The organism is Candidatus Frankia nodulisporulans, from assembly GCF_902806475.1.
Lineage (GTDB): Bacteria > Actinomycetota > Actinomycetes > Frankiales > Frankiaceae > Frankia > Frankia umida.
The window spans coordinates 1-24,286 of record NZ_CADCWS010000042.1 but is presented as its reverse complement, the minus strand read 5'-3'; the positions used below and the strand labels follow the sequence as shown (position 1 = coordinate 24,286).

At 71.3% G+C, this 24,286-nt stretch carries 23 protein-coding genes; 16 read left to right on the top strand and 7 right to left on the bottom strand.

Going from position 1 to position 24,286, the window contains the following annotated elements:
* From G6R24_RS06765 to G6R24_RS06755, 3 genes are all read right to left on the bottom strand, one after another.
* The coding region (locus tag G6R24_RS06765) for a TerD family protein (RefSeq protein ID WP_225438205.1) at nucleotides 1-440 on the bottom strand (440 nt) is incomplete at its 3' end.
* A gap of 217 nt (nucleotides 441-657) precedes the next feature.
* Nucleotides 658-783 carry a hypothetical protein gene (locus G6R24_RS24415; RefSeq protein ID WP_263864016.1) on the bottom strand — a complete coding sequence of 42 codons (126 nt, stop codon included), beginning with the start codon at nucleotides 781-783 and terminating at the stop codon, nucleotides 658-660.
* Between the two features lie 179 nt (nucleotides 784-962).
* Nucleotides 963-1,847 carry a TIGR03621 family F420-dependent LLM class oxidoreductase gene (locus G6R24_RS06755; RefSeq protein ID WP_163548294.1) on the bottom strand — a complete coding sequence of 295 codons (885 nt, stop codon included), beginning with the start codon at nucleotides 1,845-1,847 and terminating at the stop codon, nucleotides 963-965.
* 281 nt (nucleotides 1,848-2,128) lie between these two features.
* Between G6R24_RS06755 and G6R24_RS06750 the strand changes: the two genes are divergently transcribed.
* Both G6R24_RS06750 and G6R24_RS06745 read left to right on the top strand, forming a co-directional pair.
* On the top strand, nucleotides 2,129-2,824 hold the full coding sequence (locus G6R24_RS06750) for a YdcF family protein (RefSeq protein WP_225438204.1): 696 nt from the start codon (nucleotides 2,129-2,131) through the stop codon (nucleotides 2,822-2,824).
* A 9-nt stretch (nucleotides 2,825-2,833) separates the two neighbouring features.
* On the top strand, nucleotides 2,834-3,232 hold the full coding sequence (locus G6R24_RS06745) for an RNA-binding S4 domain-containing protein (protein WP_163548293.1): 399 nt from the start codon (nucleotides 2,834-2,836) through the stop codon (nucleotides 3,230-3,232).
* A gap of 28 nt (nucleotides 3,233-3,260) precedes the next feature.
* On the opposite strand, the gene G6R24_RS06740 is transcribed toward G6R24_RS06745, so the two are convergent.
* On the bottom strand, nucleotides 3,261-3,869 hold the full coding sequence (locus G6R24_RS06740; RefSeq protein ID WP_163548292.1) for a TetR/AcrR family transcriptional regulator: 609 nt from the start codon (nucleotides 3,867-3,869) through the stop codon (nucleotides 3,261-3,263).
* 379 nt (nucleotides 3,870-4,248) lie between these two features.
* Between G6R24_RS06740 and G6R24_RS06735 the strand changes: the two genes are divergently transcribed.
* The 4 genes from G6R24_RS06735 (at nucleotide 4,249) to G6R24_RS06720 (ending at nucleotide 10,626) form a co-directional block, all read left to right on the top strand.
* The gene (locus G6R24_RS06735; RefSeq protein WP_163548291.1) at nucleotides 4,249-5,901 is read left to right on the top strand and encodes an MFS transporter; all 1,653 of its coding nucleotides are present in this window, start codon (nucleotides 4,249-4,251) and stop codon (nucleotides 5,899-5,901) included.
* Nucleotides 5,902-5,909: 8 nt separating this feature from the next.
* Nucleotides 5,910-6,497, top strand: coding sequence for a nucleoside/nucleotide kinase family protein (locus G6R24_RS06730; RefSeq protein WP_225438203.1), 588 nt, complete (start codon nucleotides 5,910-5,912; stop codon nucleotides 6,495-6,497).
* A 225-nt stretch (nucleotides 6,498-6,722) separates the two neighbouring features.
* Complete coding sequence (locus G6R24_RS06725; protein ID WP_225438202.1) at nucleotides 6,723-8,735, top strand: sensor histidine kinase; 2,013 nt, start codon at nucleotides 6,723-6,725, stop codon at nucleotides 8,733-8,735.
* A gap of 361 nt (nucleotides 8,736-9,096) precedes the next feature.
* Nucleotides 9,097-10,626, top strand: coding sequence for an LCP family protein (locus G6R24_RS06720; RefSeq protein ID WP_225438201.1), 1,530 nt, complete (start codon nucleotides 9,097-9,099; stop codon nucleotides 10,624-10,626).
* Nucleotides 10,627-10,695: 69 nt separating this feature from the next.
* Here the strand turns inward: G6R24_RS06720 and G6R24_RS06715 are convergent, their stop codons facing one another.
* A complete protein-coding gene (locus G6R24_RS06715) occupies nucleotides 10,696-11,469 on the bottom strand; it encodes a hypothetical protein (RefSeq protein ID WP_225438200.1) in 774 nt (257 codons plus the stop codon).
* Between the two features lie 834 nt (nucleotides 11,470-12,303).
* On the opposite strand from G6R24_RS06715, the gene G6R24_RS06710 reads away from it, so the two are divergent.
* Both G6R24_RS06710 and G6R24_RS06705 read left to right on the top strand, forming a co-directional pair.
* Complete coding sequence (locus G6R24_RS06710) at nucleotides 12,304-12,978, top strand: ester cyclase (RefSeq protein WP_163548290.1); 675 nt, start codon at nucleotides 12,304-12,306, stop codon at nucleotides 12,976-12,978.
* 399 nt (nucleotides 12,979-13,377) lie between these two features.
* Complete coding sequence (locus tag G6R24_RS06705; RefSeq protein WP_225438199.1) at nucleotides 13,378-14,304, top strand: PP2C family protein-serine/threonine phosphatase; 927 nt, start codon at nucleotides 13,378-13,380, stop codon at nucleotides 14,302-14,304.
* On the opposite strand, the gene G6R24_RS06700 is transcribed toward G6R24_RS06705, so the two are convergent.
* Together G6R24_RS06700 and G6R24_RS06695 are read right to left on the bottom strand one after the other, a co-directional pair.
* Nucleotides 14,189-14,860 carry a helix-turn-helix domain-containing protein gene (locus G6R24_RS06700; RefSeq protein WP_225438198.1) on the bottom strand — a complete coding sequence of 224 codons (672 nt, stop codon included), beginning with the start codon at nucleotides 14,858-14,860 and terminating at the stop codon, nucleotides 14,189-14,191. The two genes, G6R24_RS06705 and G6R24_RS06700, sit on opposite strands and share 116 nt — an antisense overlap.
* A gap of 70 nt (nucleotides 14,861-14,930) precedes the next feature.
* Nucleotides 14,931-16,781: an MFS transporter gene (locus G6R24_RS06695; protein ID WP_225438197.1), complete on the bottom strand. Its 1,851-nt coding sequence runs from the start codon at nucleotides 16,779-16,781 to the stop codon at nucleotides 14,931-14,933.
* A 189-nt stretch (nucleotides 16,782-16,970) separates the two neighbouring features.
* Here G6R24_RS06695 and G6R24_RS23210 point away from each other — a divergent pair, with 189 nt between their 5' ends.
* The 8 genes from G6R24_RS23210 to G6R24_RS06655 form a co-directional block, all read left to right on the top strand.
* Entirely contained in the window at nucleotides 16,971-18,011 is a 1,041-nt protein-coding gene (locus tag G6R24_RS23210; protein WP_263864015.1) for an ABC transporter ATP-binding protein, read from the top strand.
* Entirely contained in the window at nucleotides 18,008-18,820 is an 813-nt protein-coding gene (locus G6R24_RS06685) for an ABC transporter permease (protein ID WP_163548289.1), read from the top strand. The genes G6R24_RS23210 and G6R24_RS06685 overlap by 4 nt, the downstream gene beginning before the upstream one ends.
* On the top strand, nucleotides 18,820-20,265 hold the full coding sequence (locus G6R24_RS06680) for a sensor histidine kinase (RefSeq protein ID WP_225438196.1): 1,446 nt from the start codon (nucleotides 18,820-18,822) through the stop codon (nucleotides 20,263-20,265). Before G6R24_RS06685 ends, G6R24_RS06680 begins: the two co-directional genes overlap by 1 nt.
* Nucleotides 20,262-20,867, top strand: a complete 606-nt coding sequence (locus G6R24_RS06675) for a response regulator transcription factor (RefSeq protein ID WP_163548288.1) — start codon at nucleotides 20,262-20,264, stop codon at nucleotides 20,865-20,867. The genes G6R24_RS06680 and G6R24_RS06675 overlap by 4 nt, the downstream gene beginning before the upstream one ends.
* 156 nt (nucleotides 20,868-21,023) lie before the next feature.
* The gene (locus G6R24_RS06670) at nucleotides 21,024-21,686 is read left to right on the top strand and encodes a GOLPH3/VPS74 family protein (RefSeq protein WP_163548287.1); all 663 of its coding nucleotides are present in this window, start codon (nucleotides 21,024-21,026) and stop codon (nucleotides 21,684-21,686) included.
* Nucleotides 21,687-21,812: 126 nt separating this feature from the next.
* The gene (locus tag G6R24_RS06665) at nucleotides 21,813-22,232 is read left to right on the top strand and encodes a DUF3311 domain-containing protein (protein ID WP_163548286.1); all 420 of its coding nucleotides are present in this window, start codon (nucleotides 21,813-21,815) and stop codon (nucleotides 22,230-22,232) included.
* Nucleotides 22,229-23,932 carry a monocarboxylate uptake permease MctP gene (gene mctP / locus G6R24_RS06660; RefSeq protein WP_225438195.1) on the top strand — a complete coding sequence of 568 codons (1,704 nt, stop codon included), beginning with the start codon at nucleotides 22,229-22,231 and terminating at the stop codon, nucleotides 23,930-23,932. Before G6R24_RS06665 ends, mctP begins: the two co-directional genes overlap by 4 nt.
* Before the next feature lie 23 nt (nucleotides 23,933-23,955).
* On the top strand, nucleotides 23,956-24,286 hold a 331-nt coding region (locus G6R24_RS06655), incomplete at its 3' end, for an AAA family ATPase (protein ID WP_163548285.1).

Genomic DNA, 24,286 nt, shown 5'->3' with positions numbered 1-24,286 from the left:
CTGCATAAGCCTCGTTGTGTCGCGGCGACGTCAAACCGCAGCAGTTCGACCGCGTCCGATCCCCGGAGCAGGCGAAGACCCAGGTACTTCAGGTCCGCCAACGAGCCCAGATCGCCATCCAGGCTCGCCGCCAGCAGGACTCGTTCGACACTGTCCGGAACATCGTCCATATCGAGATCAATGATGTCCGTGTACACGACGGACTCATCGTCGGGCGTACGCGTCTTACCCCGTAGGCGAACCGCGCCGCCGGCACCCGACGGCTGGTTGTAGAAGATCAGATCATCGTTGGAACGCACCCTACCGTCATCGCCGAGAAGCAGCACACTGACATCGGCGTCAAGTGGTTGTTCCGGGCCGGCCGCCCACTCGAGGATGACCGAGATGGAACCAAGATCGTCGGCCAACGCACTGAGGACAACATTTTCCCCCTTGTGCATGGCCGCGGTTGTCGCAGCGCACATTACAGGACCATATCGCTGGTGAACAACGCGGTACCGGCCGCCAACCGACGAACGTTCACCACAACAAGAGGCGGATGAAAGTCACACCCGACACCAGTGAATCCCATGTTCGGACGGGATTACATCACTCACCGTGGTGCCGCGCCGCGTGGCCGGCTGACCAGCCGGCGGTGATCCGCCGGGGACGGTGGCGTCAGCGGGTACGGCGGGCCTCGATGAGAAAGCGGGTGGCGCGGGCGGTGAACGGGCCGGTGTCACGGATCTGGCGGTGCAGGTCGACGAGGCGCTCGCGGTAACGGTCGACGGTGAAGCCGGGCACGATCCAGATCACCATGCGCAGGAAGTAGATGACGGCGCCGACGTCGCGGAACTCGGTGTGCAGGGTCTCGGCGCGCAGGTCGACGACGTCGAGCCCGCTGGCCCGCGCGGCGGCGCGCCCACACCGCGGGACGTGCGCGCCCGCGGCGGTTTCCCACCGTGTGGGACGGACGCGGTCGTTCAGGTGCCGCGTAGGGCGGCGATCACCGGGGCGAAGGACTCCAGGGCTGGCTGCAGGATGGTGATGTAGGTGATGCCGAACCGGTCACGCAGCTGCCGTACCTGCGCGGCGATCTGCTCGACGGTGCCGACCAGCAGGGTCGGGACGGTGGCCCGCTCGGCGGCGCTCAGGTGCGGCATGCGCCCGGCCCGCGCGGCCAGGGCCGCCTCCCGGTCGTCGGTGATCTGCACGTCCTGCACCAGCAGGTTGCGTTCGATCACACCGGCCCGCGCCCCGGCGGCCCGCTCGAAGAAGGCGACCCGTTCGGCGAACCCGTCCGCGGTCAGAATCCGGAAGGCGCTCGGATCGTCCGGGGCCGGCGCCGCGCCGGTGAAGGCCACGATGTCGGCGCGCTCGCCGGCGAGTGTGAGCAACCGGTTGCCATTGCCACCGATCAGCAGTGGCACCCGCGGCTGCGTCGGGCGCGGCGCGACCCCGGGGTCGGCCAGCCGGGCGTAGACAGTGTCGACAACGGCCACGAGACGGTCCAGCCGGTCGCGGGCGGTGCCGTACGCGAGCCCCGCGGTTGCGAACTCCTCGGCCACATAGCCCGCGCCGATGCCGAACTCGAACCGCCCACCGGTCAGCACATCCGTGGACGCGACCTCCCGGGCCAGCAGCGCGGGGTTGTGAAACGCCGCGTTCAGAACGAAGGTGCCCAGCCGCAGATCCGCGGTGGCACCCGCGGCGACCAGCGTGGGAAACGGCGCCGGAAAGCCCAGATGGTCGGGTACGAGCAGAACGTCGTAGTCGAGCTCGGCGACCCGCCGGGCCAGTGCCGCCACCTCGAGCGGCCCCGTGAGCTCCATGACGTTCAACCCGAACCGGAACGGCCGCTCGCTCATCCAACCTCCTCGGGTTGTCCTCCTCGGGTTGTCTGATCTTGATCCTACCGATCGGCTGTGACACTTCCGGACGGCCGTGGCGTCCAGCCACGGTGTTGGATGGCAGTGTGCCCGCACGCAGCCATACCCTCCCGCCGACATGGGCGGGGCCATCTGCGCGGGCCGTCCGACCTGCACGAACGCCGGAGGTAGCCCAACTCGCCCGGGCGGCGGGCGAGCGCCGAGTAGCGCGTGGTCCGCGCGGGACGCGGGGTCGCCGAAAAGCATCGGGCCCGCGGGCGGTGGCCGCGGCGGTCGCCGTCGCGGCGATCCCGATCGGACTGGCCGAGATGCTGCACTGGCGGGCGTCCCGGCGGCTGTACGGGGAGCACGCCCACGTCCGGCGCGGGGAGCGGGGGGCGCAGGTCGTGCTGGTGCTGGGCTTTCCGGCGACGCGGCACGGTGAGCTGCATCCGTTGCAGCGATGGCGTACCGAGATGGGGGTCCGATCGCTGCGCGCGGGCGCGGACAGTCGACTGATCTTCAGCGGCGGTGGACCGCCGGGCATACCCACCGAGGCCGAGACGATGGCGGCGTACGCGCGTGACGTCCTCGGGGTGCCCGCGGCCCAGATCGTGGTGGAGACGGCGGCGACCAGCACCTGGGAGAACGTCGGCTTCTCGGTGCCGTGGCTGGAGTCGGCGCGCACCATCGCGATCGTCTCGGACCCGCTGCACGCCGCCCGTGGACGTCGCTACCTGCACCGGCAGCGTCCCGACCTCGCCGCCCGGCTGGTCCCGGCGGACGACTACCGGCCGTTCGAACGCCTGCGGCTGAAGGTGCCGACCGCGGTCTACGCCGTGACCCGTCCTCCGATGCGTCGTCTGCGGGCCCGGCTCTCGGGGACACCCCTCGCGGCGCGGGAGGTCGCCGGCGGCACCGCCGCCGTTGCCGGGCAGGAGGGAAAACCGATCGCGGCGGCCGAGCCCGGTTCGTAGAGTTACCCCATGGCGTCACCGCAGGACTCCGCCCGTCTCGACACGTGGATCTGGTGCGTGCGGCTGACGAAGACCCGCTCACAGGCCACCATCGCCTGCCGGGCCGGGCACGTGAAACTCAACGGTGAGCGGGCGAAGCCCGCCCACCTGGTGCACCCCGGGGACGAGATCCGCGTGCGGCTGGCCGGCCGGGAACGCGTCGTCGTCATCACCCGGGTGCTGCGCCAGCGGGTCGGTCCGCCCGTCGCCGCCGAGTGCTACACCGACCACAGCCCGCCCGTCGTGCGGGACTCGGCGGCCCCGGTCGCCCTGCGCGACCGGGGCGCCGGCCGTCCCACCAAACGGGACCGCCGCGCATGGGAACGTCTACATGGCACCGGCACCGGCACCGGCGCACCACCTCGCTGATCCCGCACTCACCCTCGGCGGGGCGAGATCACCTGTCGACGCCCACGGTGGGGACGCCGACCTCCGGCACACCAGTGGACGAGACACCGGCGGCGCCGCGGACGAGATGCTGGGCGGCGCGGACCAGGCGGGCGTCGCTGACGGAGTCGTCGTCGTGGCGCAGGGGGCGGACGAAGGCGTGCAGGGCGGTGAAGAAGAGCAGCGCGGTGGCCTCGACGTCGTCGATGCGGTAGGCACCGGCGGCGACGCCGGCGTGCAGCAGGCCGCCGATCACCTCGACCAGGTGCTGGTGGGCGGCCTTGTGGCCGGAGGAGCCAGGGCCGCGTGGGTCGGCGATCTCGCCGGGTAGGTGCTGGAACAACGATCCGCCGTGGGTGGATCCGCCGGTGAAGTGCTCGAAGCAGACCAGGACCACCGCGTCGAGTTTGCCGGGCCAGTCGGCGCGGGCGGCGGCCGCGGCGCTGACGCGGGCGGCGAACTCGCGGGAGGCCTTCTCCTGCAGGGCGAACACGAGCCCTTCCTTGGAAGGGAAGTACTGGTAGAACAACCCCTTCGACACGCCGGCACGGCGGGTGATGTCGTCGAGCGTGGTGGAGCCGTAACCCTTGGTCGCGAACAGCTCCGAGCCCGCGGCCATCAGCTGCGACCTGCGTTCGTCTGCCGACCGGTACCTGGACACGCCACCTCCCAGAACATTGAACCCACCACCCGGGAAACTGCGACGAACCCGGATGGGACACGACTCGTGGACGCCACCCCAGGCCTCACGACCGCGCCGGCCGCCCTCGAGTCGTCCACATCCTAACGTCACCGACTGACCATCAGTCAGTGCATTGACCGACGGTCAGTCGATCCCTACGCTGGTTCCGACACCGCCCACCACGGCACCGACAGAACCACCGACACAGCCGATACCACGGCACCGGCGAGACCACGGCATAAGCCGGACCACCGCATCCGCGAGAGCGGGCGCCGGCCAGGCACGGCGACGGACAACAGCGAAACCGGGGAGATTCATGGAACGGAAATGGTGGACGCTGCTCGTCGTCTGCGGCGCCACGTTCATGTTGCTGCTGGACGTGACGATTGTGATCGTCGCCCTGCCGGAGATACAGACCGGGCTGCATGCCGGTTTCGCGGATGTGCAGTGGGTGATCGACGCCTACGCGCTGACCCTGGCATCGCTGTTGTTGACCGCCGGTTCACTCGCCGACCTGTATGGACGGCGGCTGCTGTTCACCGTCGGATTCGGGATCTTCACCCTTGGATCACTGCTGTGTGGGGTGTCCCAGTCGGCGCTGATGCTGATTGTCTCCCGGGGAGTGCAGGGTGTCGGTGGCGCGATTCTGTTCGCCACGTCGCTGGCCCTGCTGGCACATAGTTTCCGAGGCCGCGACCGGGGGGTGGCGTTCGGCATCTGGGGAGCGGTCACCGGTATCGCGACCTCGCTGGGGCCGATCCTCGGCGGGCTGATCACCACGGGTATCAGCTGGCGGGGCATCTTCCTGGTGAACGTGCCGATCGGCGTCGCCGCGATCGCGTTGACGCTGCGGAAGGTGGAGGAGTCCCGTCCGCCGGTGGCCCATCGGCCGGACTGGGCCGGATTCGCCACGCTCACCGCGGGCCTGGTGGGGCTGGTCTACGGGCTCATCCGCGCCGGCGAGGCCGGGTGGACGGAGACGGCGGTACTGGCCTGCATCATCGGCGGCGCGGTGATGATCGTGGTGTTCGCGCTGGTGGAGAAGCGGGTTGCGCACCCGATGTTCGATCTTTCACTGCTGCGCACGCCCACGTTCCTCGGCGGATCGGTCGCGGCGATGGCGATCAACGGCTCGCTGTACGCGATGTTCGTCTACCTGGTGCTTTTCCTGCAGAACGACCTGGGCTATTCGGCACTGGGCACCGGTCTTCGGATGCTCGTGGTCAGTGTGGTGGCGCTGGTCGCCTCGACCGCCGCGGGCCGGTTGAGCAGCGTGGTGCCCACCAGGTTCCTCGTCGGCCCGGGTCTGCTGCTCACCGGCGCCGGTCTGCTGCTGATGACCGGGCTGGACGCCGGCAGCGACTGGACGCATCTCGTTCCCGGTTTCCTGGTCGCCGGATTCGGCAGTGGGATGGTGAATCCGCCGCTGGCGTCCACCGCCGTGGGAGTCGTTCCGCCGGCTCGCACGGGAATGGCGTCCGGTGCGAACACGACCTTCCGCCAGATCGGCATGGCGGTCAGTATCGCCGCTCTCGGGTCGATTTTCTCCGCGCGGCTCACCAGCGGCATCAACGACACGTTGGACACCGTCCCGGCGCTGCGCGGTCAGGGTGAGCGCATCGCCGACAGCCTGCGCCAGGGCGAGGCCGACAGCCTGTTCGCGACCACGGCCCCGAACAGCCGTGCGGCGCTGGGCAACGCGATCCATTCCGGTTTCGCCGATGCGATCAACGACCTGCTGATCGTCGCCGGCGGCATCGCGCTCGTCGGCGGGGTTCTCGCCCTGGCCCTCATCCGTCGCAAGGACTTCATCAATCAGGCACCGCCGTCCGGCCAGCCCACCGGCTCGACTCCCACCGCGGGGCCGCAACCCGACGGACCGGCCCAGCCGGCCGTCCAGGCACAGCCAGCGGTCCAGGCACAGCCAGGCGCGCAGCCGCCGGCCGCCGCGCCGCAGCTCGGCGGCTGAGCCCGCGGGTGGACGTCCCCGAAGCCGACCTGACGGCGCTCGTGGCGGCCCTGCGCGCGGCGCCGCCACGAGCCGGTCACGTGCGGGTTCTCGCTCTCGACGGACGCTCCGGCGCCGGCAAGACCACCCTCGCCGGCCGGTTGGGCCGGCTGCTGGCCGCACCGTGCGTGAGCCTCGAGGATCTCTACGGCGGCTGGGACGGCCTCGCCGCCGGCATCGAACGGCTGGTCGCTGATGTCCTCGTCCCGCTCGCCGCCGGCGGCACGCCCCGCGTCCCCCGCTACGACTGGACGGCGCGGGCCTGGCGGGAACCGCGTCCGCTGTCGGTGGACGGGGGGTTGCTCGTCGTCGAGGGAGTCGGGGCCGGTGCGCGGGCGGCGGCACCGTACCTGAGCCTGCTGGTCTGGTTGGAGGCGTCGACCGCGCTGCGTCGCAGCCGCGCCCTCGCCCGCGACGGGGACGTCTACGTCGGGCACTGGGACACCTGGGCCGCCCAGGAAGCCGCACTGCTCGCCCAGGACGACACCCGCTCCCGCGCCGACATCATCCTGCGTACCGACACCGACTCCCCGCACGCCGGCCTCCCTGACGCCTGACACCGACACCGGGCTCCCCGGACGTCGCACGCCGGACGCCTCGGGCCACGGGCGCGGGTACCGGATCGCCACCCCCGCGCGGGCCAGCCCGGGCGGGGGCAGTCGCAAGGACCTGGGCGGGCGGGCCGTAGGTCCCTGGGCAGGGCGGCCGACCAGGCCGAGGATCGCAGAGGAGGATTACAGGGCTGCGGTGACCATGGTGGATGGCGGACAGGAGGCCAGGCGATGCCGACGACCGACGACTGGCCGTCGCGCCCCGCGCACCCCGACCACCGCACCGACCACGAGGTCGGCCCGCACACCACGGAGGCGGTCTCCCCGCCTGCGGAGCATCCCGGCGGGCCCAGCATGGCTGGCGGGTCCGGGCTGACCGGCGGATCAGGGCTGACCGGCGGATCAGGGCTCGCCAGCGGATCAGGGCTGACCGGCGGATCAGGGCTCGCCAGCGGATCAGGGCTCGCCAGCGGATCAGGGCTCGCCAGCGGATCAGGGCTCGCCAGCGGATCAGGGCTGGCCGGCAGGGCGGGCGGGAGCGGGGCGCAGGCGGCTCCGGGTGAGCTGATCTTTCCGGCGGTCGCCCGGCTCGAACTTGACGAACTGCTGGCCCAGCTGGTCGACCGGGCGCAGGACGTGCTGGCCACCCAGGGTCGGCTGCGCGGGCTGCTGCGGGCGAACCGCATGATCACCGCGGACCTCAGCCTCGACGTGGTGCTGCGGCGCATCGTGGAGTCCGCCTGCGAGCTCGTCGACGCCCGTTACGGGGCCCTCGGGGTGATCGCCCGCGACGGCCATCTGGAGCAGTTCATCCATGTGGGCATGGACCCGGGTGTGGTCGAGGCGATCGGGCGCACCCCCCGGGGCGACGGTGTGCTGGGGATGCTCATCGCCGAGCCGGCGACGGTCCGTCTCGACGACATCGCCGATCATCCTGGTGCGGTGGGCTTCCCCGCGGGTCATCCGCCGATGGAGGGGTTCCTCGGCGTCCCGATCCGCGTGCGCAACGAGATCTTCGGCAATCTGTACCTGACCGAGAAGCGCGGCGGGCGGGTGTTCACCACCGAGGACGAGGAGCTCGTGCAGGCCCTGGCCGCCAATGCCGGGGTGGCCATCGACAACGCCCGGCTGTTCGGCGAGACACAGCACCGCCAGCTGTGGTCGCAGGCGTCCGCGGACATCACCCGGCATCTGCTCGCCGACGGCGAGGACCCGCTGGAGCTGATCGTCGCGCGGGCGGGCGCCGTCGCCCGCGCGGACACCACCGCGCTCGCGCTGTGCGATCCGGCGGCCGGAGCGCTCACCTACGACGTCGCCGGCGGGCATGACGCGGACCTGCTGCGCACCCGGCAGGTCCTGATGGACGCGTCACTGGCCGGCCAGGCGGTGCGCAACCGGGCGCCGCTGGTCGCCGCGGACGTACGCACGCTCGGCGGGTCGGAACTCGACGCCCTCGACATCGGTCCGATCATGATCGTGCCGCTGATCGCCAGTCAGGTCACGTCCGGGGCACTGGTGCTGGGTCGCCGACGTGGCAGCGGCCTGTTCACCGACGAGGATCTGGAGCTCGCCGCCGCCTTCGCCGCCCATGTCGCGCTCGCGCTGGAGCTGGCCCGCTCCCGCGCCGCCCGCGGGCGACTGTCGTTGCTGGAGGACCGCGACCGGATCGCCCGGGACCTGCACGACCATGTGATGCAACGGCTGTTCGCGGTGGCGATGGGCCTACAGGGTCTGGCCGCGAGCGAGGAACGCTCCGAACGCGCCGAGCGGATGAACACCTACGTCGAGGATCTCGACGAGACCGTCCGGGAGATCCGCCAGACCATCTTCGAACTGCGGGGACGTTCCACCCCGGCCACCGGCAGCGGCCTGCGTGCGAAGATCCTCGGCATCATCGACGACATGGCGGACGCGTTCGGCTTCACCCCCCGGCTGCACCTGGACGGCCCGGTCGACAGCGCAATCGACGCGACCGTCGGTGACCATCTGACCGCCGTGGTGCGCGAGACCCTGTCCAACGCCGCCCGGCACGCCACCGCCCACACCGTCGAGGTGACCGTGCGGGCGGCGGACGGGCAGGTCACCGTCGATGTCGTGGACGACGGCGTCGGCCTCGGGGAGACCACCCGGCGCAGTGGCCTGGCGAACCTGCGCAGCCGGGCCGAGGGCCTCGGTGGCACGTTTCGCCTGGACTGCCCGCCCGGTGGCGGCACCCGGGTGCACTGGTCCGTGCCCACCGGCTGACCACACGGGCTGACCGTACCGTCACTCCCCGGGTGGCCCCTGGAGACGGTCCGAATGGCCGGCCCTGGGCGTCCGGCCGGGGTGGCTGTCAAGACCCGTCGGGGCCGGTGCATCGTGTCCGTTACGCGGAAAGAATGGCGCACCCCCAATGGGAGTCTTCCGCCCATACGTGTTACTTTCCGCACTACGTCGGACCCTGCCCGCAGGGTCCCTCGAGGAAAGGCGGGATGTGACCACACCGCAGCTACAGCGCGACACGCGAGTACTCCCACCCCGGTTGGATCCACGGGGTTCCGGGCCCGGCCGGGCCGGTCGACCCGCCCCGGGCGGAGGGCGTCCACCCGGGCGTCGACGCGGCCTGGTGGCCGCTCTCGCGTTCCTGTCCTGCTGCGTACTGCTGGTCACCGTCGGTGGATGGGCGACCTACTCGTGGATCAACGGGAAGGTAAGCCGGATCGACCTCGGCCTGGGGTCCTCGAACGGATCGGGTGGCGTCAACAAGGCGAACTACCTGATCGTGGGCACCGACAGCCGGGAGGGCACCGGCGGCGAGTACGGCGACGTCGAGGGGCAGCGCTCCGACACGACGATCCTCGCGCACCTCGACGAGAACGGCACCACGACCATGATCTCGTTCCCGCGGGACATGTACGTCACGATTCCCGAATACACCGACTCGAACGGCAAGCACTATTCCACCCGTAAGGACAAGTTCAACTCGGCGATCTCCTCGGGTGGCCCGGCGCTGCTGGTCAAGACCGTGCAGAGCCTGACCGGCATGGATGTCGACCACTACATCTCGATGGACCTCCAGGGATTCAAGAAGATCACCGATGCGATCGGTGGCGTCGAGGTGTGCGTCAAGCCGTTCACCGGTCCGGCGCAGCGCTTCCAGGACGACGACGGCCGCTGGCGCACGAGCACGAACACCAACGACCCCATGAGCGGCTTCCGGGGCGGCCCGGGAACCATCCAGGTCAACGGCGACCAGGCACTGGCCTTCGTCCGCCAGCGCCACGGCCTGCCGGCCGGCGACACCGACCGCATCGCCCGTCAGCAGCAGTTCATCGGCGCCATGTTCCACAAGATCATGAGCGGTGACACGCTGACGAACCCGATCAAGAGCCAGCGTCTGGTGTCCGCCGCCGCGGGTGCGCTCACCCTCGACGAACACACCGACCTGACCGACCTGCCGGCCCTGGCGACCCGCATCCGCGGGCTGACCAACGGCGGCATCAAGATGCAGACCGTGCCCACCCACGCGCCGACCCGGGCCGAGGGCGCCGTCGACGATCTCGGCGACATCCGGCTGGACGGCAAACGCGCCTCGGTGCAGTTCTACCGCCCGGACGACCTCGCCCGCCTCGTCAGCCCGCTGGGTGGTCATGTCGAGGGCGCCATGGTCAGCGACGATTCCGGTGCCACCGGCCCGGCGCTCGGCCCCGGTGCCACCGCGTCACCGTCCCAGGTCCGCGTCTCGGTCTACAACGGTTCCTCGCGCGCCGGGCTCGCCGCGAAGGTCACGACCCAGCTGACCGCCAAGGGCTTCCGCGCCCGCAACGCCGGCAACGCCTCGGTGCTGACCCACGAGACGTCCCGGGTCAGCTACGGCCCCGGCCAGGAGGCCGAGGCACGCACCGTGGCCGCCGCCGTGCCGGGCGCGGGGCTGATCGCCGACTCGTCCATCACCGGTGTCCAGCTCGTCCTGGGCTCCGACTTCACCGCCGTCGTGACCCCGACCCTCACGCCCGCCCCCGCGCCCGGGACCGTCGGCGGTTCCGCCGGGGCTGGTGCTGGCGCTGGTGCTGGTGCGACCACCGCCGCCAGCGTGGCACCGGATGGCGCCGGCGCTCCCGCCGGCCCGCCGGACGCTCCGTCCTGCACCTACTGATCGCGCCCTGATCGCGGCGCCCGGGGCCGGCCGTCCGACCGGCTGGTCACCCGGTCGGCGCTCGAGGTCTCAGCCCAGGCCGGCGGCCGCGGGGGGAACCTCGGAGGGGGCGAAGACCCGGCCGCGTTCGGCGGCGGTGTGCAGGGTCAGAACGCCGTCGCGCCACACCGGGCGGACGTGGTTGCGGGTGCGCAACAGGTCCGAACGCCGGGGCGCGGCCTGGCCGACCGGGGCGACCACCCGGCCGACGGCGGTCTGACCGAGCACCGTCTCGACGGACACCGTGCCACGCAGCCGGCTGACTCCCGGGTACACCACCGCCCGGCCACCCTGACGCTCGGTGTGGTCGGCGACGGCCTGGGCGGCGCCGTCCGCGAGGATCGGTGGGCCGATGCGCTCGGCCGCCGTGGCCACCCCCACCGGGCCGGCGATGAGGGCCTCCACCTCGACGAAGCCGGTCAGGGCCAGATCGGCCGCCGCGGCACCGATGCCACGGCCCAGCCCCGCCGCGGCCCTTCTGGCCGCCGTCAGCTCGGCGGCGGCCAGGTCACCGGCGAGGTAGGCCACCCGGCGCCAGGACGCCCGGTCCTGCCAGTCCCGGGGCAGGGCGAACGACAGTGCGACGTGACCGGTGCCCGCCCCGACCGTGTGGGTGCAGGCGACGGTGTCGGCGGGCAGGTCCAGAGCCTCGACCAGCCGGTGCACGAGCAGGTCGGCGTCATGCAGGGTGACACAGCCGGCGTCCACGCCGACGATCAGCGGGCCCCGGGCCGGGCCGGGCGTCGCACCCGTGGCGGTCCCCGCGCCCGCACTCGCACTCGCGGCTGGTCCTGGTCCGCCCATCTCGATCCCTTCACTGACGTGCTGCCGGACACGGCCATCCGGTGCGCCGAGCCGAGGGTGGCAGCGCGGCGTGAACGGCCGGTCAACATCTGCGGGCCAACTTGCTCCAGCCACGCCTTTTATAGTCAGAATTGGCTGGTAAGAGGATCGCAGCTAGCCCTTTACGGTGATGTCTCTACCCCCGTTCGGTTACCCAACGGCTCACCCCGGCCGCCGCCGGCAACCGTCGATGCCACGGCGACGCGCGCCGGACGATCGCCTCGCCGCTGTGCCGACCCCCGCGACCGCGACCGCCCGCGCAGCGGCGCCGCGGCACCCGGGCCACCCCGCGGTGTCACCCACTCCAGGCTCGCATCCGCCGCCCGCCCAGGCCAGGAACTCGCCAGGCCAACTCGCCATCCCCATCGCCCCCATCCAGAAAGCGTCCGCCAGGCCAGCGCGGATGTCATCCTCGCAGCAAACAAAAGCACCGGAACACCACCACCGACGGGCCCGGCGGCCGCACCATCCGGCCCGCTCGACCAGCGCGGGGGCTGCATTGTGCCACGTGCGGCGCGGAAAGTTCGGGGGCCAGGTGGCCGTAGTCGACGGACTTCCGGCCCTTCCCGAAACCCCTCCGGTCCGGGACAATTTCGTGGGTCATTGACCGGCCGCCGCCACCGGGTGTTCTCGCCCACATTCCAGGATTTTCACCGGGGTGAACCATCCCCAGGTGAGACACACTGCTGGGGCGGCCCACCATGACCAGGCCATGACCAGGCCATGACCAGGCCATGACCAGGCCATGACCTTCGTGGTGGCATCGTGCTCGAACAACCAGAAAAGGACGTACGCGTGAGCGACACTGCGACACCCGACCAGCCCCTGCACGTGCAGGGTCGGGAGGCGGTCATCGCCGCCTCGGCCGACGCGGTCTGGCGGGACGGCGCACCGCCGGACTACCACCTGTCCCATCAGGACATGCCGGCGCAACGCACCTCGCAGCACGCGCCCGGCTCCCTCGCGGACATCGTCGAGCGAGTCGTCCAGGTGTTCGAGATGGAGCTGTCGCACAAGAAGAATCCCGCCGACTGGGTCAGCATGGTGGCGGACAGGGTCGTGATCAGCGTCAACGGCGGGCAGCCCGTCGGTAGCGCGGAACTGGCCGAGCGGGGCAGCTACAACGTCCTGATCGGGGAGAACCCGTACTACTCGGCCGAGCAGGAGACGTTCGAGTCGTCCCATGACGTGTTCCACGAGGCGTTTCCGGATGGTTTCTTCTGGGAGGTGCTGGAGGTCTACTCGCCGCCGCCCACGATCACGTTCAAGTGGCGGCACTGGGGGACGTTCAGCGGGCCGTACAAAGGGGTGGAGCCGACCGGTGAGCGCATCGAGATGTTCGGCATCACCGTCGCGAAGGTGACCGACGACCTGCGAATCACCGAAACACACCACTACTACGACAACACCGACTTCCTCGGCCAGCTCGCCCGCGGCCAGCTCACACCGAACCCCCACGCGCACGGCTGACCAGCCGCTGAGCATCCGCCGACCGGCCGCTGAGTGCCCGCTGACGATCCGCTCGGCCGGTCCTGGCCGGGTGGCGGGCGCCGGGGCCGACCGGCCTCCCAGCCGGCGGCGGCCCCGGGGCTTCGCCGTCATCGGGGGCGGGTATGCGCCCTGCCATGAGGCGCCCGAGCAGCGCCCCTGACCAGGCCAGAATCGGCGGCGGTCGGGTTCGGTGGTTCATCCGGGCACTGCCGCTGCTGATGCTCGGGCTGGTCTCGGGGCTGCAGCTGGCCAACCGGGAGTGGACCGTGCTGGAGCTGGCGGTTCTCGCCCCGATGCTCGCCGCCACCTTCGCCGGACCGGCGCTGACCGCGCTCTACGGCGTGCTGGCGGTGCTCGACGGGCTCCTGCTCGGCCTGCATGACGGCCTGTTCGAGCAGAAACGGCGGCGGACCGGCGGCGCAGGCCGTCCGGCTCGGCGGGGTGGCTCTGGGCGGGGTGCTCGCGGTGCTGGCGAGCCGCTACAACACCCGCCGGGAGACGAAGCTTGCGAACGTCAGCCGGGTCGCCGAGGTGGCCCAGCAGTCGATCCTCACCCCGCTGGCCCCGTCGGCGGGCCCGTTACGCCTCGCCGTCCGATATGCCAGCGCCACCGCCGAGGCACGCGTCGGCGGTGATCTCTACGAGGTGCTGGACACCCCGCGGGGCACCCGTCTGATCATCGGGGACGTGCGGGGCAAGGGACTGGACGCGGTCCGGGTCGCCAGCCGGGTGCTCGGCTGCTTCCGGTTGGCCGCCCGCCAGGTGGACGACCTGTTCGACCTGCTCACCGCCCTGGACGCCGAAGCCGCCACGGTCTGCGGGCTGGACGACTTCGTCACCGCCGTCGTCGGCCAGGTCGACGACGATCGGCTCACCCTGGTCAACGCCGGCCATCCCGACCCGCTGCTGGTGCGTGCGGGCCGAGTCCGTCCGATGGAGGTCGCGATCCGCCTGCCACCGCTGGCGCTGCTGGCCGGCGCGAACAACGAGGTGACGATCATGCTGCGCCCCGGCGACCGGATGCTCTTCTACACCGACGGCGTCAGCGAGGCCCGACACCCCGCCACCGGCGAGTTCTTTCCGTTGCAGGCGCAGGTGGAGGCCGCCTTCGCCGGACGCGGCGGCCGTGACCTGGACGACGCGCTGGCCGATCTCGCCCAGCGCGTCCGCGCCTGGACGCATGACACCCTCAGCGACGATGTGGCGCTGCTGGCGGTCGAGCTCGCCCCGGCTCCGCCGGGACCGCCGGGACCCCCGAGGCCGTCGGCTCCGTCGGCTCCGTCGGGACCGTCGGGACCGTCGTGACCGCTTCGGCCGCTTCGACCGCCTCGGCCGGGTCGGTGGCGGTCCGGGCGTGCACGACGGCGGAGCGCACCTGCTGGTTCCTGGCGAGCCGTTCGTCCAGTTCGCCGCGGAAGGCCTCGAGCCGCCTGATCTTGTCGCTGACCTCGCCGCGTAGCCGCTCGTAGGTCTGCTGCGCCTCGATCAGCAGCCGCATCCGGTCGCCGTCGTCGGAGGTGGCCCGGTATTCGACCCGGACCTGAACGAGCCGGTCCTCGCTGGCCAGGATCAGCCGGATCTCGTCCAGGTTGAAGCCGAGCAACGTCTGGAGTTCCCGGATGCGGCGGACCCGGTCAAGGTCCTCCTCGGCGTAGAGCCGGTTGCCCCCGGCCGTCCGTCCGGACGGGGTGATCAGGCCCATCTCCTGGTAGTAACGCAGCGCCCGGACGGACACGCCGAGCTCCTGGGCGGCCTGCCCGATCCCGCGCAGATCCCGCCCCGGTCCGGACGGCGTGGTCGCCGCCGCTGACCGGGCCAGCGTTGAGGTCGTCGCGTCCGGCGCCGTGCCTGTGTCACCCACCCGCCAATTGTTCCGCACCGCGCCGCGCGACGACGCGGTCACGATGTCACCCGAGGGCAACGGCACAGTCTCACCGCCCGCGGGAGGTGTCGGGGGCGGTGGAGCGCAGCAGCCCGCCGGCGCCGTCCTCGAGGGAGGCGACGTCACCGACGTCGGCCAGGGCCAGCCCCACACCCTCGTGGGCGACCGAACCCTCCTGGCTGGCCGAACCCTGCTGGCTGGCGGAACCGCCCGCGGCGGAGCGTCGTGCGGTGTCGGGGCCACGCAGCCAGGACAGGGCGGCGGCGAGCAGGCAGATCGCGGCGGCGAAGCCGAAGGCCAGGTGCAGGCCGTCGCCGAACGGGCCGGCGATGAGGTGGGGGAAGAAGGTGTGGCCGGTGAGGAAGTCCGCCCTGTCCGGGGGCAGGGAGTTCAGGACGTCCGGGCCGAGCACCTGCTGGGTGGGGTTGAAGCCGAGGAACGCGGCGAACAGGCTGCCGATCGGCGGCAGGTCCGCGGCCTGGTGCGCCGCGGTGGGGTCGACGCCCTGGCCGACCAGCCCGGAGAACATCGACCCGGGCAGCGAGGACGCCAGCCCCAGCGCGATGATCGTGAAGAACACGCCGATCGACAGGACGCTCGCGGCGTTCTGGAAGGTGTTCAGCATGCCGGCGCCGGCGCCACGCCCGTCCGCGGGCAGCGAACCCATCACGGCGCTGGTGTTCGGCGCGGCGAACAGGCCCATCGTGAGGCCCATCAGCAGCAGAACCGCGGCGAACGCGACATAGTTGAAGTCGATCGGCAGCACGTCGAACAGCAGGAACGCGGCGGCCATCAGGACGAGCCCCAGGGTGGCGAACGGGCGGGCACCGAAACGGTCGGAGAGGCGTCCGGCCAGCGGCCCGGCGAGCAGGAAACCGACCGTCAGCGGAATCATGTAGATGCCGGCCCACAGCGGGGTCCGCTCGAAGCTGTAACCGTGCAGCGGCAGCCAGATCCCCTGCAACCAGATGATCAGCATGAACTGCAGACCACCGCGGGCGAGCGAGCTGAGCAGTCCGGTGAGACTGCCCATCAGGAAGCCACGGCGGCGGAACAGGTCCAGTCGGAACATCGGGTCCGGCGAGCGCAGTTCGATGAACACGAAGCCGACCAGCACCGCGAGCCCACCGAACATGCAGATCAGCACGAACGGCTTCGTCCAGCCCATCGTGTGCCCGCCGTAGGGCTGCAGGCCGTAGATGATGCCGGTGAGAATCGCGATCAGGCCCACGGCGAAGGTGATGTTGCCGGCCCAGTCGATACGGGCGGGATGGCGTTCTCCGTTGTCCTTGAGCTTCAGGTAGGCCCAGACCGTCCCGAACACCCCGAACGGCACCGACACCAGGAACACCAGGTGCCATTCCACTGGGGCGAGCAGACCGCCGATGAGCAGCCCGAGGAAGGACCCGCCGATCGCCGCGACACCGTTGATACCGAGGGCGAAGCCGCGTTCGTTCTCCGGGAAGGCGTCGGTGATGATCGCGCTCGAGTTGGCGTAGAGGAACGCGCCGCCCACGCCCTGCCCGACCCGCATGATGATGATCCACAGGGCGGCGGTGGTGCCGTGCATCCACGTCACCGCCAGCAGGATCGAGAACACCGTGAAGATCGCGAAGCCGAGGTTGTACATCCGGACCCGGCCGTACATGTCGCCGACCCGCCCGAGACTGACCACCAGCACCGCGGTGACCAGCAGAAATCCCATCAGGATCCACAGGAAGTAGGAGGTGTTCCCCGGCGCCAACGGGTCGATCCTGATCCCCCGGAAGATGTCCGGCAGCGCGATGAGCAGGATCGACGAGTTGATCGTCGCCATCAGGATGCCGACTGTCGTGTTCGACAGCGCGATCCACTTGTAGTTGCCGCTGCCGCTCGCCGCGGCGGAGTCGGGAGTCGTCACGGCACGGACGTTAGCCGCTCCATCTCACGTCAGCGGTAGATGTGACGGAATTCATCGCGCCCGATCGCCGTGTGCTGACATCTTTGGATGGTTCCGCCGCCTTCATCCGGGATGGCATGACAACTGTCATGGTCAACCGGTGACGGTCATGACTGGGGCGAAGCATCGTCGCTGAGGAAGATCGTGGCCATGACCAGTGACCCTTACGCGGTGGGCGGGCCGTCCGGCGTGATGGCGCCGAGTGTGGCGCTGCGCGGCGTGCGCAAGCGGTACGGCGGCGTCCAGGCCGTCGACGGCGTGGACCTCACCATCGCCGCCGGTGAGATCGTGGCGCTGCTCGGGCCCAACGGCGCCGGCAAGTCCACCACGATCGACATGCTGCTGGGCCTGACCCGCCCGGACGACGGCGAGGTGCGGCTGTTCGACCGAAGCCCCCGCCAGGCCTGCGTCGCCGGCCGGGTCGGCGCGATGCTGCAGAACGGCGGCCTGCTCCCGGAGATCACCGTCGGCCGGATGCTCGCATCGGTACGCGACCTGTACCCGAACGCCCTGACCGTGGACGACGTGCTGGCCCGCGCCGGCGTGACCGACCTCGCCGGCGCACGCACCGACCGGCTCTCCGGCGGGCAGCGCCAGCGGATCCGCTTCGCCCTCGCCCTGCTGCCCGACCCCGACCTCATCGTCCTGGACGAACCGACGGCCGCCATGGACGTGGAGAGCCGCCGCGCCTTCTGGTCGTCGATGCGCGCCTGGGCCGCCACCGGACGCACCGTCCTGTTCGCCACGCACTACCTCGAGGAGGCCGACGACTTCGCCGACCGCATCGTCCTGCTGCGCCGCGGCCGGGTCATCGCGGACGGCCCCACCACCGAGGTGAAGGCCCTCGTCGGCGGGCGCGGCATCCGCGCGACCCTGCCCGGCCTGGACGCCGCCGCGCTGTCGGCGCTCGCCGCCCTGCCCGGTGTCGCCCGGGTCGAGCACCGCGGCGAATCGATCGCCCTGACCTGCCCCGACAGCGACAGCGCCCTGCGCGCCCTGCTCACCGCCTTCCCCACCGCCCGCGACCTCGAAGTGGTCGGCGCCGGCCTCGAGGACGCCTTCGTCGCCCTCACCAGCGACATCCCCACCCCCGCTGACCCCGAGGGCCGCACATCCCGCACATCCCGCACATCCCGCGCTGACCGCACAGCCGCCGCGGACTCCGCGGACCGGACGGAGGCGTACCGATGACCGCCGGTGAGATGTACGGTCAGGCCCAGGCGGACGAGCCGGATGTGGCGTGGAGCGCCACGGCGCCGGCACTGACCACCTACCTGCGTTACGTCCGCACGGAGGTGCGGCGGGCGTGGCGCAACCCGCGGGTGATCATCTTCATGCTGGTGCTGCCGATCATCCTGTTCGCGGCGTTCAGCTCGTCCAGCGGTGATGATCGGCTCGGTGGGCTCACCGTCGCGCCCTACATCATGATCAGCATGGCGTCCTTCGGGGCGATGAACGCGGTGCTCGGGACGGCCGGGCGGATCTCGCTGGAACGGTCGATCGGGTGGAACCGGCAGCTGCGGCTCACCGCGCTGTCCGGCCCGCAGTACGTGCTCGGCAAGCTCGGGGTCGGATTCAGCCTCGCGGTGCTGCCGATCGTGGCGGTCTACGTCGCGGGCGCGTCGATGCGGGGCGTCCACCTGTCGGCCGGGACCTACGTCGGTGCGGGCGTGTCGATCCTGCTCGGCCTGGTGCCCCTGGGTGCCTTCGCGATCTGGTTGGGCTATCTCGTCCGGCCGGAGAACATGCAGGCCATCATCGGTGGACTGTTCAGTCTGCTGGCCCTGGCCGGCGGGATCTGGGTGCCGGTGGAGAACTTCCCCGACTGGCTGGCCGATATCGTGAAGCTGCTGCCGATGTTCTGGTCGGCGCAGGCCGGCCGGGCGGTGCTCGAGGGCGGCTGGGTCGGCGCACGCGGCCTGATCACCCTGGTGGTGTGGACGCTGCTGCTCGGCGCCGCCGCCGGGCGGGCCTACCTGCGCGACCAGCTGCGCACCTGATGCCACCCCGAGCCACCGGCGGCGCGCCCGGCAGATCCGACGCGCCGGGCACGTCCGGCACGTCCGGCACATCCGGCGGGCTCGGCACATCCGGCGAGCTCGGTGGGCTTGGCGCGCGCGGTGGGGAGGCGGCGATGACGATGGGTGACGGGCTGCGCCGCTGGCTGTTCTCGCCCGTGCCGGTGCCCCGCCCGGGCGAGCGCGGGATGGGTGCCTGGCGCTGGCGGCGGGTCGGCGGCGTCTTCCTCATCTACCTCGGTTACGCCGTCGGCGACATGACCACGCTGCACGACGACGCCGCCACCGTCGTCTTCGGCTGCGTCGTGCTGACCGGGTTCAGCGCCGTCTATCTGTGGGCGCTGCCTCTGGCCGTCTTCGAGGGCCGCCGGGGCTACCGTTACCCGCTGATCCTCGGGATGACCGCCTGCATCGCCGTCTACCTGCCGATCGTCGGTGGCGGCGGCCTGGTCATGACCGTCTATCTCGCCGTCGCGCTCACCCTGCTGCTGCGTCCGGTCGTGTCCATCCCGCTGGTGGTCGCGATCGCCGCCGTCGACACCTGGCTGCCCGCGCACATCGCCTGGTGGCAGGTCACCGGCCCGCAGTGGTCGACGTCCACACCGGTGCTGTTCGCCGCGATCGCCATGCACGGCATCCGCGCCGGCACCCGTAACCAGGCCGAGCTGCGCCGCGCCAACCAGGAGATCGAACGCCTCGCCAAGGAGCAGGAACGCCTGCGGATCGCCCGTGACCTGCACGACCTGCTCGGCCATGCGCTCACCACCATCACGGTCAAGGCCGAACTCGCCTCGAAGCTCGCCGCCCGCGACCCCACCCGCGCCGCCGACGAGATGGCCCAGGTCGCCACCCTCGGCCGCCAGGCCCTCGCCGACGTGCGTGCCACCGTCGCCGGCTACCGCGAGGTCAGCCTCGTCACCGAACTCGCCGCCGCCCGCCAGGTGCTCGCCGCCGCCGGCATCCGCGCCCAGCTCCCCGCCTCCGGTGACGAGGTCCCCGGCCAGCTGCGGGAACTGTTCGGCTGGGTGGTCCGCGAAGGTGTCACCAACGCGGTCCGCCACTCCGGCGCCGACCATCTGCGGGTCACCCTGGGCCCCTCCTCCATCGAGATCGCCGACGACGGCCGCGGCCGATCCCAGGGCCCATCCACGTCCGGTGGGATCGTTCGCGCGGGTATGGGGCTCGCGGGCCTGACCGAACGAGTCCGGGCCGCCGGCGGTCAGCTACGGGCAGGGCCTGCGCATCCGGGCGAACCGCGGCCCGGCTTCCGGCTGCGCGTCGACGTCGACCCTGTGGACGTCGACGCCGCCGACGTCGATGCCGCGATGGTCGGCCCTGCCGCGGACCAAGCCGTCCACGTCCAGCCCGTCGAGCTCCAGCTCGAGGATGTGGTCACGAGTCGTCAGGAGCGGGGGAACCAGGGATGATCAAGGTGTTGCTGGCGGATGACCAGCATCTCGTGCGGGGAGCGCTCGCGGCGTTGCTGGCGCTCGAGGAGGACATCGAGGTCGTCGGCCAGGTCGGCCGCGGCGACGAGGTGGTGGCGCAGGTCACGGCGCTGCACCCGGATGTCGTCCTGATGGACGTCGAGATGCCCGGTATCGACGGCCTCGCCGCCGCCGCGGCCGTGCGCGCCACCGCGCCCCGCACCCAGGTGCTCGTGGTGACCACCTTCGGCCGCACCGGCTACCTGCGCCGCGCCATGGAGGCCGGCGCGCTCGGCTTCGTGGTCAAGGACGCGCCGGCGGAGGCCCTCGCCGACGCCATCCGCCGGGTCGCCCGCGGCGAACGCGTCGTCGACCCGACCCTGGCCGCCGCCACCCTCGCCGGCGGTGCCAGTCCCCTGACCGGACGTGAACGTGACGTCCTGGTCGCCGCCCGCGACGGCGCCACGGTCGCCGACATCGCCGGACGCCTGTTCCTCTCCGAGGGCACCGTGCGCAACTACCTCTCCGCCGTGATCGCGAAGACCAACACCCGCAACCGCATGGAGGCCCTGCGCACCGCCGAAGAGGCCGGCTGGCTCTGACCCCTCCCCCCACGACAACCAGCAGACGCCGCGACGGGCTGGGTGGGAGGGGCGCGAGGGGGTGTCCGGGAGGCGACGGACGATTGCCATGGCGGAGGGTGGGCATGATCCTCGGACTTCTGACCCGCGTCGAGCGGACGATCACGAGGGAGCGCCATGTTGCTCGCCGAGGAACTGTTGCTGCTGGCACTTGACCCGGAGCGCGGCACGGCGGTGAACAGTTCCCGCTCGCCGCTGAACGTCGCGCTCGGTGGTGCGCTGGTCGCGGAGCTCGGGTTGGACGGGCTCGTCGTCGAGGACGGGCGGCGCCTCGCCCCGGCGGGCCCCACGCCGAGCCATCCGCTGCTCGCGGACACGCATTCCCTGCTCGGCACGCTGCGTGGCCGGCGCGCCGCCGACCAGCTGCGTCGGATGGACAAGGGGCTCGGCGGGGCATGGTCGCAGCTGGTCGACGGGCTGGTGGAGCAAGGGGTGCTGGGGCGGCGGCGGGACCGGGTGCTGCTGGTACCGGTCACGCGCCACCCGGTGCTCTACACCAAGGCACGGGACGAGGTCGTCGAGCGGATGCGGGCGGCGGCGGCAAACGACGGGCCGCTCGACCCGCGCACGGCGACGGTGCTGGCGCTGTCGGGGCCATCCCGGCTGTTGGAGGTGGTCGCGCCGGCGCGTGCCGACCGCAGGCAGGCCAAGGAGCGGATCAGAACGGCGACGGACCAGACGCCGATCGCGCCCATCGTGCGCAAGGTCATCCAGGAGGCCCAGCAGGCGGCGGCCGCGGCCGCCACCGCCGCGGCCGCCGCCGCAGCCACCTCCGGCTGAGACCACGACCCGAGACCACGATCGTGCTACATCGATGCGCGCAGGTCGTCGGCGACACACCACGATGATCCCCTAGGGTGACGGGCTGAGTACTGCACGAAACGGCCCTCGGTGGGGAGACATCGAATGACGTCCGCACGCGACACGATGGCCACGAACAGCAATTCCGATGGTCGGGCGCGGGAGCCGCAGGCCGGCGTCCGAGGTGGGGCGCTGGCCGCCCGGATCATCGTCGCCGCCGTCCTCGGCGCCCAGATCGTCGCTCTGCTGCTGGTCGGGACGTATGCCCGCCGCGATCCGCGGCTGGGGGGGCTGCCGTTCTTCTACTGGTACACGCTGCTGTGGCTGCCCGTGGGCGCGATCACCATGGCGGCCTGCGTCTGGCTGCTGGGACGCTTCCCCGCCCACCCCGACCAGCGGGCGGCCCAGGCCACCAGGCCCGGCCGGCCCGGGCCGGCCTGTCGACTGGGCGAACATCCCCACCACGACCGTGCCGTGCTCGCCGAGCAGCGCGGGCGGGACGCCGCGGACGGACAGGACCGGTGAGCGCCCTCGAAGCGGGATCGGCGCCGGCCGTGGCCACGGCGACGAAGGTGACGGCAGCGGCCGTAGCCGCGGCGGACGCGCAGCCGGGGGCGACGTTTCACGGGGAGCAGTTCGCCGTGTTCGCGGTGTTGTTCGCCGTGGTCGCGGTGGTCGGCTTCTGGGCGTCACGGTGGCGGCGCGGCGGGAAGGAACTCAACAGCCTGGACGAGTGGGGGCTGGGCGGACGGCGCTTCGGCGGGTTCGTCGCGTGGTTCCTGATCGGCGGGGACGTGTTCACCGCGTACACGTTCGTGGCGGTGCCAGGGGCGATGTACGCGTCGGGGGCGGTGTCCGGGTGGTATGCCGTCGCCTACACCACGATGATGTGGCCGATCTTCTTCGTGGTCATGCCACGCCTGTGGGACGTCTCGCGCCGCCATGGCTATGTGACGCCGGCGGATCTCGTCCGTGGCCGGTACGGCTCGCAGACCCTGGCGCTCGCGGTCGCCGTCACCGGGGTGGTCGCGACCATGCCGTACATCGCGTTGCAGCTGGTCGGGATGCAGGCGGTGCTCGAGGTGATGGGGGTCGGGGCGGGGGCGACCAGCGGGTTCGTCCGGGACCTGCCGGTGATCGTCGCGTTCGGTGTGCTGGCCGTGTGCACCTACACCGCGGGGCTGCGGGCACCGGCGCTGCTCGCCTTCGTCAAGGATTTCCTGATCTATCTGGTGGTGGCGGTGGCCATCGTGGTGCTCCCCCACCGCTTCGGCGGCTTCGGGCACATCTTCGACGCGGCCCAGCACAAGTTCGACACGGCGAACGCGGCCGCCGTCGCCGCCGGACGCAAGCCGAACGCCACCCTCATCCCGGGTTCGAAGGACCTGCTCGCCTACGCCACGCTCGCCCTCGGTTCGGCGATGGCGCTGTTCCTCTACCCGCATTCGATCACCGGGGTGCTGTCGACCCGCTCCCGGAACGTGGTTCGGCGCAACGCCGTCGTCCTGCCGCTGTACGCGGTGCTGCTGGCTTTCATCGCGCTGCTCGGATATGTCGCGATCGCCGCCGGGGTGCACACCACGAACCCGAGGCTCGCGATTCCGCTGCTGTTCGACCACGAGTTCCCCGCCTGGTTCGCCGGGGTGGCGTTCGCGGCGATCGCCGTCGGCGCGCTCGTACCGGCGGCCATCATGTCGATCGCCGCGGCGAACCTGTTCACCCGCACCATCTACGTCGGGTATCTGCGCCGGGACGCGTCCGCCGCCGAACAGACCCGGGTGTCGAAGGTCGCCTCGCTGCTGGTGAAGTTCGGCGCCCTGGTGTTCGTCCTCGGCCTTGACACCCAGAACTCGATCAACCTGCAGCTGCTCGGCGGCGTGTGGATGCTGCAGACCTTCCCCGCCGTCGTCCTCGGCCTGTGGCGCCCCCGCCTGCACCGCTACGCGCTGCTCACCGGCTGGGCGGTTGGCATGCTCTACGGCACGGTGCAGGCCTACCACCAGCACAGTCTGGTCGCGAAGCACTTCGGCGGCGCGCTGGCCGTGGTCCCGGGCCTGGGCCGCACCGGCTACATCGCCCTGACCGCCTTCACTCTCAACCTGGCCATCGCCGTCGCCGGCACCCTGCTACTCCGTGCCCTGCGCGTCCCCAACGGCCAGGACCTCACCGTGGCCCCCACCCGCCAGAGCCCACGCCCGGCCGATCCGACCCGTGGATGGACCTGAGGCGGGGCCCGTACAGTCATCGCATGACAGTGGGCGGCCTTACAGCGGTGACGGTCGAGGGATTCACCTCGATCAGATCGGCGCGGGTGGAATTGGGCGCGTTGAACGTCCTGATCGGCCCGAATGGGGCGGGCAAGAGCAACTTCATCGCCGTCCTCGAAATGCTGGGCCGCATTGTTGACGAAGACCTCCAGCTGTTCGTTGGTCTGCGCGGTGGCGCTGGCGCACTGATGCACCTTGGGCCGCAGGGTACACAGGCAATCACGATCAGCCTGGAGTCTCCGCCATATTCCTACACAGTCAACCTCGTCCCCAACGCACGGGACGAGCTGATATTTGAACACGAAGAATTCT

Bases quoted from the DNA above. Each gene is read 5' to 3' on its own strand.
- G6R24_RS06670 (WP_163548287.1), top strand. From the start codon at position 21,024: ATGTTGCTCGCCGAGGAACTGTTGCTGCTGGCACTTGACCCGGAGCGC.
- G6R24_RS06745 (WP_163548293.1), top strand. From the start codon at position 2,834: ATGGCGTCACCGCAGGACTCCGCCCGTCTCGACACGTGGATCTGGTGC.
- G6R24_RS06725 (WP_225438202.1), top strand. From the start codon at position 6,723: ATGCCGACGACCGACGACTGGCCGTCGCGCCCCGCGCACCCCGACCAC.
- G6R24_RS06675 (WP_163548288.1), top strand. From the start codon at position 20,262: ATGATCAAGGTGTTGCTGGCGGATGACCAGCATCTCGTGCGGGGAGCG.
- G6R24_RS06755 (WP_163548294.1), bottom strand. From the start codon at position 1,847: ATGAGCGAGCGGCCGTTCCGGTTCGGGTTGAACGTCATGGAGCTCACG.
- G6R24_RS06665 (WP_163548286.1), top strand. From the start codon at position 21,813: ATGACGTCCGCACGCGACACGATGGCCACGAACAGCAATTCCGATGGT.
- G6R24_RS06685 (WP_163548289.1), top strand. From the start codon at position 18,008: ATGACCGCCGGTGAGATGTACGGTCAGGCCCAGGCGGACGAGCCGGAT.
- G6R24_RS06705 (WP_225438199.1), top strand. From the start codon at position 13,378: ATGACGGCCTGTTCGAGCAGAAACGGCGGCGGACCGGCGGCGCAGGCC.
- G6R24_RS06735 (WP_163548291.1), top strand. From the start codon at position 4,249: ATGGAACGGAAATGGTGGACGCTGCTCGTCGTCTGCGGCGCCACGTTC.
- G6R24_RS23210 (WP_263864015.1), top strand. From the start codon at position 16,971: ATGACCAGTGACCCTTACGCGGTGGGCGGGCCGTCCGGCGTGATGGCG.
- G6R24_RS06740 (WP_163548292.1), bottom strand. From the start codon at position 3,869: ATGGCCGCGGGCTCGGAGCTGTTCGCGACCAAGGGTTACGGCTCCACC.
- G6R24_RS06680 (WP_225438196.1), top strand. From the start codon at position 18,820: ATGCCACCCCGAGCCACCGGCGGCGCGCCCGGCAGATCCGACGCGCCG.
- G6R24_RS06715 (WP_225438200.1), bottom strand. From the start codon at position 11,469: ATGGGCGGACCAGGACCAGCCGCGAGTGCGAGTGCGGGCGCGGGGACC.